A 13081-nucleotide genomic window follows, 5' to 3' on the forward strand; every position below is an offset into this window, starting at 1 on the left:
TAGAGCGCGCGCACCCGCCCGTACGCCCGCGCTCGCGCCCGTACGCCCGTACATCCGCCTACGAGCCGGTACGGGCGTCTCCGCGTGCGCGGCCGGTTATGCCTCCCGCGTGCCCGCGTACATGTCCTCGATGAGGTCCTTGAACTGGCGCTCCACGACCGGGCGCTTGAGCTTGAGGCTCGGGGTCAGCTCGCCGTGCTCGATGTCGAGGTCGCGCGGCAGCAGCCGGAACTTCTTGATCGTCTGCCAGCGCTGGAGCCCCTCGTTGAGCCGCCGCACATAGCCGTCGATCAGCTCCTCGGTCTCCTTGGCGGCGACCACCTCGGCGTACGACCGGCCCTCCAGGCCGTGCTCCTTGGCCCACTCCATGAGGGTGGGCTCGTCGAGGGAGATGAGCGCGGTGCAGAAATTGCGGTCGGCGCCGTGCACCAGGATGTTGGAGACGAACGGGCACACCGCCTTGAACTGGCCCTCGACCTCGGCGGGCGCGATGTACTTGCCGCCGGACGTCTTGATCAGGTCCTTCTTGCGGTCGGTGATCCGCAGATAGCCGTCGGCCGACAGCTCGCCGATGTCGCCGGTGTGGAACCAGCCGTCGGATTCGAGGACTTCGGAGGTCTTCTCGGGCAGCCCGTGGTAGCCCTGCATGATGCCGGGGCTGCGCAGCATGACCTCGCCGTCGTCGGCGATGCGGACCTCGGTGCCGGGGAGCGGCTTGCCGACGGTGCCGGTGCGGTACGCCCTGCCGGGGTTGACGAAGCTGGCGGCGCTGGACTCGGTGAGTCCGTAGCCCTCCAGGATGTGGATGCCGGCGCCGGAGAAGAAGAACCCGATGTCGGGGGCGAGCGCGGCCGAGCCGGAGACGCAGGCGCGCAGCCGGCCGCCGAACGCCTCGCGGATCTTGGCGTAGACGAGCGCGTCGGCGATCTTGTGTTTGGCCGCGAGGCCGAAGGAGACCGAGGTGCTGCCGGTGTGGCGGAAGTTGTCCTGCGATGCCTTCGCGTACTCGCGCGCGACCTCGGCCGCCCACTGGAAGATCTTGTACTTGGCGCTGCCGCCGGCCCGCGCCTTGGCGGCGACCCCGTTGTAGACCTTCTCGAAGATCCTCGGCACGGCGGCCATATACGTGGGCTGGACCACCGGCAGATTCTCGATGATCTTGTCGACCCGGCCGTCCACGGCGAGGATGTGCCCGACGCTGATCTGCCCCGCGGTGAGCACCTTCCCGAAGACGTGCGCGAGCGGCAGCCACAGATACTGCACGTCCTCGGGGGTGACCAGCTCCGTCGCCTGGATGGCGCGCGCCATGTACGCCCAGGAGTCGTGCGGCAGCCGCACGCCCTTGGGGCGGCCGGTGGTGCCGGAGGTGTAGATGAGGGTGGCGAGCTGGTCCCGCTCCAGGGCGGCCACCCGGTCGCGTACGGCGTCGGGGTTCTTCTCCAGATATGCGCCGCCGCGCCGCTCCAGCTCGGCGAGGGAGAGCACCCAGCCCTCCGGGTCGCCCTCGGCGGCCACCGCGTCCGCCTCCTCGATCACGACGACATGGGCGAGGTCGGGCAGTTGCGCGCGGCACTCGCGGACCTTGGCGAGCTGCGCGGCATCCTCGGCGATCAGCACCTTGCTGTCCGAGTCGGAGAGGATGAAGGCCGTCTCCTCCGTGTTGGTGGAGGGGTAGACGGTGGTGGTCGCGGCCCCCGCGCAGAGCACCCCGAGGTCGGCGAGTATCCACTCGACGCGGGTGCTGGAGGCGAGCGCGCAGCGTTCCTCGGGCCGTACGCCGAGGTCGAGCAGGCCGGCGGCGATGGCGAAGACCCGCTCGGAGGCCTGCTGCCAGCTCAGCGAGGCCCAGTCGTCGGGGCCCTCCCCCGAGGCGGAGGGCACGGGGTAGCGGTATGCCTCGGCGTCCGGCGTGGCCTCGACTCGTTCGAGGAAGAGGTTCGCCACCGACGGTGGCCGGTTCTCGATCAAAGCCTGTGTCTCGGTCACGGCATCCTCCGGGGCCCGCCTCATTGCTGGTGACTCGCGAGTAACCTTCGAGCAGTGATCAGACTAGATGCGATGCCGCCGCCACGTAAGGGGCTGCGGGACACCAGTTGAAGCGGTTGCCAATGCGGTAAATGCCCAATACATGCACCCCCTGGATTCGGCGATCCGGCGAGCTTCTCACCGGACCGCCGAAGTGCCCGTACGGAGCGCGGGGGGGGGCGGTGTGGCCGCGGGCGGTGGCGGCGAGTGGTCCGGCACGCGGTCCGGTGCGGAGTCCGGCACGCGGTCCGGCGCGTGGTCCTCTGCGGAGTCCGGCACGTGGTCCTGTGCGGAGTCCGGCGCGTGGTCCGGTGCGCGGCCGTCGGTGCGGGCCGCGGCCCTCGCCCCTCGCCCCTCTGTCCTCAGCCCTCAGCTCCCCAGGGCGGTTCCGAGCGGCAGGCCGCCGACCATGGCCGGGTTGCCGTGGCTGGTGATCGGGCGGTCGGTGGCGTTGTTGCCCTTGGCGGCCCCGTCGCCCTGGTCGTCGCCCTCGTTGCCCTGGTCGCCCTCGTTGCCCTTGGTGCGGTCGAACGCGCTGCCCAGCTCGTCGACCGCGTCGACGAGCCCCCGGACGTCGACGCCCTTGAGCGGACCCGCGGTGGCCTGGCCGGGCTGGGCGTCCGCCTGGGCGCCGGCGGCGAACGCGGGCGCGGCGGTGCCGAGCGCCATCAGCGAACCGGCGACGACTGCGGCGGCCTTCGTGTACTTCACTGTCGCATTCCCTTTCCGCAGCGACGGGTGTCGCTGTCGGTATCCGTAACGGCACCGCGCGCCGATCGGAAACCCCGCGCGGGGGCCCGTTTGCGCCACGTGCCCGTACGACCACCCGAATGCCGCACAGGGCGCCCCCCGGTCGTACCGGGGAGAGCGCCCTGTGCGGCGGTGGGAGGTTCCGGATCGGTTTCTTCGGCCCGGGGCGGGTGCGCCCCGGCCGGGACCCCGCCGGGAATCACTTCTTGGTCTTGGAGTCCGATCCGTCGGAGTCCGTGGACAGCACCGCGATGAACGCCTCCTGCGGCACCTCCACGCTGCCGACCATCTTCATCCGCTTCTTGCCCTCCTTCTGCTTCTCCAGCAGCTTCCGCTTACGGGAGATGTCACCGCCGTAGCACTTGGCGAGCACGTCCTTGCGGATCGCGCGTACCGTCTCACGGGCGATGACGCGGCTGCCGATGGCGGCCTGGATGGGCACCTCGAAGTTCTGCCGCGGGATGAGCTCGCGCAGCTTGGCGACGAGCCGCACCCCGTACGCGTACGCCTTCTCCTTGTGGGTGACGGCGGAGAAGGCGTCGACCTTGTCGCCGTGCAGCAGGATGTCGACCTTGACGAGCTGCGCCTGCTGCTCGCCGGTGGGCTCGTAGTCGAGCGAGGCGTAGCCGCGGGTCTTGGACTTGAGCTGGTCGAAGAAGTCGAAGACGATCTCGGCGAGCGGCAGGGTGTAGCGCAGCTCGACGCGGTCCTCGGAGAGGTAGTCCATGCCGAGCAGCGAGCCGCGGCGGGCCTGGCAGAGCTCCATGATCGAGCCGATGAACTCGCTGGGGGCCAGCACGGTCGCGCGGACCACCGGCTCGTGCACCTCGGCGATCTTGCCCTCGGGGAACTCGCTCGGGTTGGTGACCGTGTGCTCGGTGCCGTCCTCCATGATCACGCGGTAGACCACGTTGGGGGCGGTGGCGATCAGGTCGAGCCCGAACTCGCGCTCCAGCCGCTCCCGGATCACGTCCAGGTGCAGCAGGCCGAGGAAGCCGACGCGGAAGCCGAAGCCGAGCGCGGCGGACGTCTCCGGCTCGTAGACCAGCGCGGCGTCGTTGAGCTGGAGCTTGTCGAGGGCCTCGCGCAGCTCCGGGTAGTCCGAGCCGTCCAGCGGGTACAGGCCCGAGAACACCATCGGCTTCGGGTCCTTGTAGCCGCCGAGCGGTTCCTCGGCGCCCTTGTTGAGGGAGGTGATCGTGTCACCCACCTTGGACTGCCGCACGTCCTTCACGCCGGTGATGATGTAGCCGACCTCGCCGACGCCGAGGCCGTCGGCGGCCGTCATCTCGGGCGAGGAGACGCCGATCTCCAGCAGCTCGTGCGCGGCCCCGGTGGACATCATCCGGATCCGCTCGCGCTTGTTGAGCTGGCCGTCGACGACCCTGACGTACGTGACCACGCCGCGGTACGAGTCGTAGACCGAGTCGAAGATCATCGCGCGGGCCGGGGCGTCCGCGACGCCGACCGGGGCCGGGATCTCGGCGACGACCTTGTCGAGCAGCGCGTCGACGCCCTCGCCCGTCTTGGCGGAGACCTTGAGCACGTCGGAGGGGTCGCAGCCGATGAGGTGCGCCAGCTCGGCGGCGAACTTCTCGGGCTGCGCGGCCGGCAGGTCGATCTTGTTGAGGACCGGGATGATCGTGAGGTCGTTCTCCATCGCCAGGTACAGGTTGGCGAGGGTCTGCGCCTCGATGCCCTGCGCGGCGTCGACGAGGAGGATGCAGCCCTCGCACGCGGCGAGGGAGCGCGAGACCTCGTAGGTGAAGTCGACGTGGCCGGGGGTGTCGATCATGTTGAGGACATGGGAGACGCCCTGCTCCGCGCCCTCCGTGGGCGCCCAGGGCAGCCGGACCGCCTGGGACTTGATCGTGATGCCGCGCTCACGCTCGATGTCCATGCGGTCGAGGTACTGGGCGCGCATCTGCCGCTGCTCGACGACTCCGGTGAGCTGGAGCATCCGGTCGGCGAGCGTCGACTTTCCATGGTCGATGTGCGCGATGATGCAGAAGTTACGGATGAGAGCCGGGTCGGTACGGCTCGGCTCCGGCACGTTCGAAGGGGTCGCGGGCACGCAGGGTCCATTCGGTGATTGAACGCGGCTAGCGCGATCGGGCGCGGCTAGTCGGGGCTCGGGCATACCGCACCATCGTCCCATGCGCGGCGGCCGCGGTCCGGTTTGGGAGGCCGGAGAGCCTGCTGGTAGCCTGGTCCACCGTGCCTCCTGCCCTCTTCGGCGGGGCACTCATCGAAATCCGACGAACCTGAGAAGGCTCTTTCGTGGCGAACATCAAGTCCCAGATGAAGCGGAACAAGACGAACGAGAAGGCGCGCCTGCGCAACAAGGCCGTCAAGTCCTCGCTCAAGACCGCGATCCGTCAGACCCGTGAGGCCGTTGCCGCCGGTGACCTGGAGAAGGCCACCGCTGCCGCCGCCCTCGCCGGTAAGAAGCTCGACAAGGCCGCCAGCCGTGGCGTGATCCACAAGAACGCCGCCGCCAACAAGAAGTCGGCGCTGGCCAAGCGGGTCGCCACCCTCCAGGGCTGAGGCCACTCGCGGTTCCACGGCTTGTCGTGGTTCTCGTAGCGGTTCCATAGCTTCACCAGCTCCATAGCTTCACCCCCGGGGGCAGCGTCCCCGGGACCGCCGGACAGGACTCAGCGGACCCTCTCTACCGCTCCGGTCCGGAAGCTCCAGCCATTGACTGGGGCACCGCGCCGCACACGAGCCTGCGTTCGCCACGCGGATGCGGCGCACACAGCGTGACCCCGAAGGCCCCGAGCCGCTCTTCCCCAGGGCGACCGGGGCCTTCGGCGTGTTCTGGTCCGGGGGGTACGTGGGTACGTGGGTATGCGTACGTGCGTGCGTACGTAGCTGCGCTGGGCGTACGTGCGGGGGCGCGCAGGGCGTACGTGCGGGGGCGTACCGGGCGTACGTGCGTAGCTGCATCGGACGCGCCGGCGTTACGCGGCGGGCGCGCCGTCACTGGCTCTGGGCGCGGGCCAGCGCCGCGTCACTGACCCCGGGCCCTGGCGGCGCGGGCCACGGCGACTACGGCCTTCTCCAGGGCGTACTCCGGGTCGTCGCCGCCGCCCTTGACGCCCGCGTCGGCCTCGGCGACGGCGCGCAGCGCGACGGCGACGCCGTCCGCGGACCAGCCGCGCATCTGCTGCCGCACGCGGTCGATCTTCCAGGGCGGCATGCCCAGCTCACGGGCGAGGTCGCCGGGGCGCGCGCCGCGCGGCGCGGAGGCCAGCTTGCCGATCGCCCGTACGCCCTGGGCCAGCGCGCTGGTGATCAGTACGGGCGCGACGCCCGTCGCCATCGACCAGCGCAGCGCCTCCAGGGCCTCGGCGGCCCTGCCCTCCACGGCCCGGTCCGCGACGGTGAAGCTGGACGCCTCGGCGCGGCCCGTGTAGTAGCGGGCCACGACGGCCTCGTCGATGGTGCCCTCGACGTCGGCGACGAGCTGGGAGCAGGCGCTGGCCAGCTCGCGCAGGTCGCTGCCGATGGCGTCCACGAGGGCCTGGCAGGCCTCGGGGGTCGCGGAGCGCCCGGTGGCGCGGAACTCGGAGCGGACGAATCCGAGCCGGTCCGCGGGCTTGGTCATCTTGGCGCAGGCCACCTCGCGGGCCCCCGCCTTGCGGGCCGCGTCCAGCAGCCCCTTGCCCTTGGCGCCGCCGGCGTGCAGCAGAACGAGCGTGATCTCCTCGGCTGGCGCCGAGAAATACGCCTTCACGTCCTTGATCGTGTCCGCGGAGAGGTCCTGGGCGTTGCGGACGACCACCACTTTGCGCTCGGCGAAGAGCGACGGGCTGGTCAGCTCGGCGAGCGTGCCGGGCTGGAGCGCGTCGGAGGTGAGGTCGCGCACGTCGGTGTCCGCGTCGGCGGCGCGGGCGGCCGCCACCACCTGCTGCACGGCTCGGTCGAGGAGAAGGTCCTCCTGGCCCACCGCGAGCGTGACGGGGGCGAGCAGGTCGTCGGGGGAAGGTTTCCTGGCCATCGCCGTCCAGCATCCCATGCGGCACTGACAGCACCGGGTGCGCCGGAGGCCGCGGGGGTGCCGGAGAATGTGAGGGTGAGCGACGTACGACATGTGCTGGTGCTGCCCGACCGCGATGCCGCGGAGGAGGTGGCCGAGTCCCTGGAGGACCGCTTCGGCGTGCGGGAGGAGCCGCAGCTCGTCCGGGACGCGCTGGCGGGCGAGGACGACGCCGAGGACGCGCAGTGGCTGGTGGTGATCGAGGACCCGGCGGGGCGGCTCGACGCGATGGCGCTGGACGCCTTCGCCGCCGAGTACGAGGGCTGGCGGGAGACCGGCCACTGATCCGCTCGTAGCGTTCCGTCGTCGACTCCGGGGGCGGGGGCTGCCCCCGGAGCCCCGGAGCCGGGCTGCTGGGGGGGGCGGCTCCCGGGCCGACGCCAGGGTGCCGGTCGGCCGGCGGTCCGGTGCCGGTCGCACCGGTCGCACCGGTCGCACCGGTGACGCCGACCGCGCCGGAGGCGCCAGTCGCCGCTCAGGCCGTCGCGCCGGTCACCCCGTCGCGCTGTGGCTCCCGGTCATGAGGGCGGCCAGGTCCTCGGGCTCCAGGAAGGACGGGGGCGGCGGCGGACCCCAGCTGAAGAGCCCCTTGGCACCTTCGAAGACCTCGGGTTTCCACGCCTGGTCGTCGACGACGCAGTCCATGTCGGAGTAGTACTCGCAGAAGTTGCCCGCCGGGTCCTTGAGGTACCAGAAGAAGTTGGACCCCGCGTGGTGCCGGCCGAGGCCCCAGACGTGCCGCTCCGGGTGGTCCTCCAGCATGGCCGTCGCGCCGCGGCCGATGTCGTCGACGTCGTCCACCTGCCAGGACGTGTGGTGCAGGAAGACGACGGGCGCCTTGTGGACGAGGATGTTGTGGTGGTCGGTGGAGCAGCGCAGGAACGCCGCTGAGTCCTTGATGTAGTCACTGGCCTTGAATCCGAGGCCGTCGCGGAAGAAGGCGGCGGTGGCGTCGTGGTCGGGGGTGCCGACGACGGCGTGGCCGAGCTTGCGCGGCCGGACCGGCCCGGTGCGCTGGGTGCCCGGCGCGCGCGAACCCACCCGCTCGACGCGCCCGGGCCCGTTGTACGGCGTGGCCGGGACCGCCGCCGGCGGGGCGAGCCGCGGGGCGACGTCGAGGACCGCGCGTAAGCCGGTGGCCTTGTCGTACGCGGTCAGGGAGGCGCCGGCGGTCTCGGCCGGCACGCCGAGGCGGGCGAGCCGGTGGGCCGCGGCGGCGAGGTCGTCGGGGTCGTCGACGCCGACGCGCACCTCGGTCAGGCGGCGTGTCGGGGCGTGTACGACGCGCAGTTGGCGGCCGCCGTCGCGGGTGGCGAACCAGCCGTCGCCGTCCGGGGCGAGGCCGAAGTCGGCGTAGTACGCGGCCGTCCCGGCGACATCGGGGACGCCCATGGTGATGGAGATCAGACGGTGCAGTGCCATGGCAGGGCTCCTTCGTCCGTCGTGCACAGCGGGCCGGCGACTGTCCGCGGACCCTTCTCCTTAATTGAGCATGATGATTATGAAGATACTGCGCCGCTGTTGTTTGCGGCGTCAAGTAGGTACGGCTGTAACATTCATAATGAATATCCGGCCATGTCGAGGAGTGCCGTGAACACCGCCCGCCCCGCAGCACCCAGCCGGGCCGAACAGGCCGCGGGCCGCGTCGCCGCGCTGGCCAGGGACTCCGAACCCGGCACCCGCCTCGGCACCAAGGAGGAGCTGCGCGCCCAATGCGCCGTCTCCGTGGGGACGTTCAACGAATCCCTGCGGCTCCTCCAGGCGCGCGGCCTCGTGACCGTCCGCCCGGGGCCGGGCGGCGGGATCTTCTCCTCCGAGCCGTCGCCGATGGTCAGGCTCGGCAACTCCGTCCTCGCCCTCGACGCGCGGGAGACGGATGTCGCCGAGGCCGTGCGCATCAGGGACGCGCTCGACCCGCTGCTGATCGAGGACGCGCTCTGGCACGCCTCGCCGGCCGACTTCGCCCTGCTGCGCGGGCAGCTCGACGTGATGGCACGGGCCGTGGCCGCCGCCGACGCCGTCGCCTTCGTACGCGCCAACTGGCGGCTCCACGCCCAGATCGCGGCGATCAGCCCCAACGCCCTGCTCCGCTCGCTCTACAACAACCTGCTGGACCTCATCGAGGCGCACACTCTGGGCGTCCTGCCGGGCGGCGAGCAGCCGCTCGGGGAGTACATCGCCCAACGCCACGAACTGCACCGCGACATCGTGGACGCGCTGGAGCGGCGGGACCGCGACGCCGCGCTGCGGCTGATCCGCGAGCACCACACCAGCCCGCCGACTCCAGGGGGCGGCTCCCCGCGGCCGGACAGCCCTTGACGTGCCGACCGTGACCGCCGCGCCCCGGCTCGTACGGGCCGGTGGCCGGGCGGACGGGAACCTCCGGTGACAGATGGCGGAACCGCGCCCGGGGCGCCTGGCGCGTTCGTACATTGCCCACATACGAACGTTCGACGCCCGACCGGCCGCCCGCGAGGTCTCCCGTGACGCTGCCAGCACCCAGACGATCCTCGCCGCCGGGCTCCTGGTGACCGCGCTGATCTGGGCCCGCTGACCGTCGACTTCGCGGGCCGCACCCTCGTCGGGGTGGCGGTCCCGGACGCCAACCCGCCGAACCTCGCCGCCAGGCTGACGCGCAACGGCGGACCGCGCCCCGAGGGCAGCCGCCTCACCCCGCCCCGCGTGCCGCTCAACAAGCGCAACCATTTCAAGCTCCTCGTCCTGCTCTCCGGGGCCGGACCCAGGGACCGCGTCACGCTGGAGGGCTTCCTCAGCGGCGACACCGCCAAGAACACCATGCGCGCCTACGTCCACGTGCCCTGCGCCGATCTGCGGGCCCGCCCGGGCTCCCCCTGCGTCCAGCCCTGACCACCCCGGAGCCGTCCCCCACCACCGCGACCGGGCCGTCCGTGTCGGTACGCAGCACCGCAGCGCCACCGGACCGCAGCGCCGCGACCGTACGGGGCGCCGGGTGCCCGTACACGTTGTGCGCCCCGCACGAGATCACGGCGAGCCGCGGCCGCACCCGGCGTATCAACTCCGGGTCCTGGTAGGCCGACCCGTGGTGGGCGACCTTGACGACATCCACCGCCGTCAGCTCCGGGTGCGCCGCCAACAGGGCCTGCTGCGCGGGCGGTTCGAGGTCCCCCAACAACAGCGCGGTCAGCCCGCCCGTACGGACGAGGAGTGTGACGCTCGCGTCATTGGGCCCCTCCTCGACGGCCGCCCCCGCGGGCCCGGCCGCCGCCGGGGGCCACAGCACCTCCCACGACAGGCCGCCGACGTGCCGCCGCTCCCCCGGCACCGCGGCGACCACCGGCACCCGTGCGGCGGCCGCCTCGCGCCGCACGGCCGCCACCTGCTCGGGCGGCTCCTCCAGCGTCGTCGTCTCGATCGCGCCGACGGCCCGCCCGCGCAGCGCGCCGGGCAGCCCCTCGGTGTGATCGGCGTGGAAGTGGGTCAGCACCAGGAGCGGCACGGTCTCCACGCCGAGGTCGCTCAGGCACCGGTCGACGGCGCGGGGTTCGGGCCCGGCGTCCACCACGACGGCCGTGCCGGGACCGGCGGCCAGTACCAGCGCGTCGCCCTGCCCCACATCGCACGCCACCATGCGCCAGCCGGGCGGCGGCCAGCCGGTGACCGCCCGGGTCAGCGGGGCCGGCCGGACGACGGCGACGAGCAGCAGCAGCGCGACCGCCGCGCACAGCAAGGGGTGGTGCAGCGCTCTCCGGCCCACGAACACCGCGGCCCCCGTGGCCCCCGCCAACAGCAACCCCCCGCCCCACCCCTCCGGCCAGCCGAACTCCGCGCCCGGCAGCCCCGCGCCCGTACGGGCCACCGCGGCGATCCAGCCGGCCGGCCACCCCGCGAGCCAGGCCAGCCCCGCGGCCGCCGGCAGCGCGAGCGGCGCGACGGCGAGCGCCGCGAACCCGAGGACCGTGGCGGGGCCGACCGCCAGTTCCGCGAGGAGGTTGCAGGGAACGGCCACGAGGCTCACGCGGGCGGCCAGCACCACGACGACCGGGGCGCAGACCGCTTGCGCCGCGGCTGCGGCCGCCAGCGCCTCGGCCGCCCGCGGCGGCAGTCCTCTGTGCCGCAGGGCCGCGCTCCAGCGCGGGGCGATGGTCAGCAGGGCGGCGGTGGCCAGCACGGACAGCAGGAACCCGTAACTGCGCGCCAGCCACGGATCGTAGAAGACCAGCAGCATCACGGCCCCGGCCAGCGCGGGCAGCAGGGTGCGCCGCCGCCCCGTGCCGATGGCGAGCAGCGTGATGAGACCGCAGGCCGCGGCCCTGAGCACGCTGGGGTCCGGCCGGCACACGACGACGAACGCCAGCGTCAGCCCGCCGCCCAGCCACGCCGTCGCCCGCAGCGGCACCCCGAGCCGCGCCGCCAGCCCGCGCCGCTCCGCGCGCCCGGCGAGATGCGCGGGCCCGATCAGCAGCACGAGGATGATCGTCAGGTTGCTGCCGGACACCGCGAGCAGATGGGTCAGATCCGTCGCCCGGAACGCCGCGTCAAGCTCGGGCGACACCCGGGCCGTGTCGCCCACCACCAGCCCCGGCAACAGCGCGCGGGCGTCCGGGGCAAGCCCCTCCGTCGCGTCGCGCAACCCCGCGCGCAACCGCCCCGCCACGCGCTGCGCTGCCGTCGGCGGCCGGATCACCCGCGACGGCCCGCCCCCTCCGACACGCACCACGGCGGCGATCCGCTCACCCTCCCGCGCAGGCGGCGCCAACTGCCCCCGCACCCGCAGCCCCGTGGACGGCAGCAGCCCCAGCCACCGCGCCGACGGCCGCGCCTTGGCACCGAGCTGCCGGACGATGACCAGCACCGGGGCCCGGGTAACCGTCGTACGCCCGTCCACCGTGGTGACCCGGCCCGCCTCCGCCTCGAACATGACGCCCGGCGCCGCCATCACCGCCCCGCGCACCCGCGGACGAATCACCCGCGGGTCCCCAGTGACCGTCAGCTCCACCGCCGCCTCGCCGTACTGCCGGGCCAGCCCCGGCAGCGGCCCGCGCCGCGTATCCGCACCATGCAGCGCGGCCGACGCCGCACCAGCCGCCGCACACAACAACACCCCCGCGACCGCCACCCTCACTCCTTGCGCCCGCCACTCCCGTGCCGGTCCCCTGCCCAACAGCCCGCCCCCGCCTCCCCCCATCACGGAAGCCCTGCCCGGAGCGCTCCCCTCCTCCCTTCGCATCCCCGGAGCACCGCCCGGTCCGCTGTCCGCCGTCGCGCCGGGTGCATGCCCCACCTCCCGGCGCGCTGTCGGGTCCGCCGCCGTTCGTCCTGGCGGAGTTGGCGCGGGAGACGCCGGCGGCTCGACGGGTGGGGGTGGCTCAGAAACGCAGGGCGCGGGCCTCGCGGCTCGGCGGCGGGCGGTCAGGAGCAGGAGGACGGCCGCCAGGGTGGCGATCGCGCAGGCCACGGCGACGGTGGTGCCGGGGGCGGTCAGGGCGAGGGCGGCGGCCGCCCAGGTGGCGAGGGCGGGAAGGATGAGGCGCAGGTCGGGCGGGCCCTCCTGGCGGGGGTTGGCGGCGCCGTGCGGGGAGCGCGCGGCGGCGTGGACGGCGAGGCGGGCGGCGGTCATGGCTGGACCAGCGGGCGGAGGTCGGCGAAGCGGCGGGCGCCGATGCCGTTGACGCGCCGGAGTTCGTCGATGGACGTGAACCCGCCGTGCTGGGTGCGGTAGTCGAGGATGTGCTGGGCCAGCACGGGGCCGACGCCGGGGAGAGCGTCCAACTGCGTCGCGGTGGCGGAGTTGAGGCTGACCGGCCCGGCCGGGCCACCGGCGGCCCCACCCGCCGTACCGCCCGGCGCGACGGCTCCGGGCGAGGCCGGAGCGGCGGCCGGCGGCTTGCCCACCGCGATCTGTTCACCGTCCGTGAGGACCCTGGCCCGGTTCAGGCCACTGGTGTCCGTCCCCTCACGAACGCCACCGGCCGCCCTGAGCGCGTCGGCGACCCGCGACCCGGCCGGCAGCCGCCGTACGCCGGGGGTGCGTACCTTGCCCACGATGTCGACCACGACCCGCTGACCGTTCCGGCCCGCCATCGGCGGAGGGGCCGGGGTGGGTCGAGGGCTCGGCGCGTCGGCGACGGGCGCCCGTACCGTCTGCGGACGTCCGGTCCAGAAGTGGTGCACCGCGAAGACGCACACGGCCAACAACGCCGCCGCCACGGCGGCCAGCGTCTTCGGCTCGATGCCGCAACGAAGCTGCGCCCACAGGCGCGCCCGCTCCCCCAACCCGCGCGC

At 73.2% G+C, this 13081-nt stretch carries 11 protein-coding genes; 4 read left to right on the forward strand and 7 right to left on the reverse strand.

Annotation, left to right across the window (positions count from 1 at the left end):
- Positions 1-96: 96 nt before the first annotated feature.
- From IF55_RS06770 to lepA, 3 genes are all read right to left on the reverse strand, one after another.
- Positions 97-2010: an AMP-dependent synthetase/ligase gene (locus tag IF55_RS06770; RefSeq protein WP_398242718.1), complete on the reverse strand. Its 1914-nt coding sequence runs from the start codon at positions 2008-2010 to the stop codon at positions 97-99.
- 384 nt (positions 2011-2394) lie between these two features.
- A complete protein-coding gene (locus IF55_RS06775) occupies positions 2395-2736 on the reverse strand; it encodes a hypothetical protein (RefSeq protein ID WP_048831610.1) in 342 nt (113 codons plus the stop codon).
- 238 nt (positions 2737-2974) lie between these two features.
- A complete protein-coding gene (gene lepA / locus IF55_RS06780) occupies positions 2975-4849 on the reverse strand; it encodes a translation elongation factor 4 (RefSeq protein ID WP_030876796.1) in 1875 nt (624 codons plus the stop codon).
- A 206-nt stretch (positions 4850-5055) separates the two neighbouring features.
- Between lepA and rpsT the strand changes: the two genes are divergently transcribed.
- Positions 5056-5322 (forward strand): 30S ribosomal protein S20, encoded by a 267-nt coding sequence (gene rpsT, locus IF55_RS06785; protein ID WP_030876800.1) that lies wholly within the window; start codon positions 5056-5058, stop codon positions 5320-5322.
- A gap of 466 nt (positions 5323-5788) precedes the next feature.
- Here the strand turns inward: rpsT and holA are convergent, their stop codons facing one another.
- Positions 5789-6778: a DNA polymerase III subunit delta gene (gene holA, locus IF55_RS06790; protein ID WP_030876803.1), complete on the reverse strand. Its 990-nt coding sequence runs from the start codon at positions 6776-6778 to the stop codon at positions 5789-5791.
- A 75-nt stretch (positions 6779-6853) separates the two neighbouring features.
- Here holA and IF55_RS06795 point away from each other — a divergent pair, with 75 nt between their 5' ends.
- Positions 6854-7102 carry a hypothetical protein gene (locus IF55_RS06795; RefSeq protein ID WP_030876805.1) on the forward strand — a complete coding sequence of 83 codons (249 nt, stop codon included), beginning with the start codon at positions 6854-6856 and terminating at the stop codon, positions 7100-7102.
- A gap of 207 nt (positions 7103-7309) precedes the next feature.
- On the opposite strand, the gene IF55_RS06800 is transcribed toward IF55_RS06795, so the two are convergent.
- Positions 7310-8239 carry a VOC family protein gene (locus IF55_RS06800; protein ID WP_030876807.1) on the reverse strand — a complete coding sequence of 310 codons (930 nt, stop codon included), beginning with the start codon at positions 8237-8239 and terminating at the stop codon, positions 7310-7312.
- 168 nt (positions 8240-8407) lie between these two features.
- Here IF55_RS06800 and IF55_RS06805 point away from each other — a divergent pair, with 168 nt between their 5' ends.
- Positions 8408-9136, forward strand: a complete 729-nt coding sequence (locus IF55_RS06805) for a FadR/GntR family transcriptional regulator (RefSeq protein ID WP_245661080.1) — start codon at positions 8408-8410, stop codon at positions 9134-9136.
- Positions 9137-9403: 267 nt separating this feature from the next.
- Positions 9404-9685, forward strand: coding sequence for a hypothetical protein (locus IF55_RS36850; RefSeq protein WP_030876810.1), 282 nt, complete (start codon positions 9404-9406; stop codon positions 9683-9685).
- Here the strand turns inward: IF55_RS36850 and IF55_RS06815 are convergent.
- Both IF55_RS06815 and IF55_RS41325 read right to left on the reverse strand, forming a co-directional pair.
- Positions 9588-12026, reverse strand: a complete 2439-nt coding sequence (locus tag IF55_RS06815) for a ComEC/Rec2 family competence protein (protein ID WP_245661105.1) — start codon at positions 12024-12026, stop codon at positions 9588-9590. The genes IF55_RS36850 and IF55_RS06815 overlap by 98 nt on opposite strands.
- Positions 12027-12412: 386 nt before the next feature.
- Positions 12413-13072 (reverse strand): ComEA family DNA-binding protein, encoded by a 660-nt coding sequence (locus tag IF55_RS41325; protein ID WP_342668277.1) that lies wholly within the window; start codon positions 13070-13072, stop codon positions 12413-12415.
- Positions 13073-13081: the final 9 nt, after the last annotated feature.

Source organism: Streptomyces varsoviensis (assembly GCF_000718635.1).
Classification (GTDB): domain Bacteria; phylum Actinomycetota; class Actinomycetes; order Streptomycetales; family Streptomycetaceae; genus Streptomyces; species Streptomyces varsoviensis.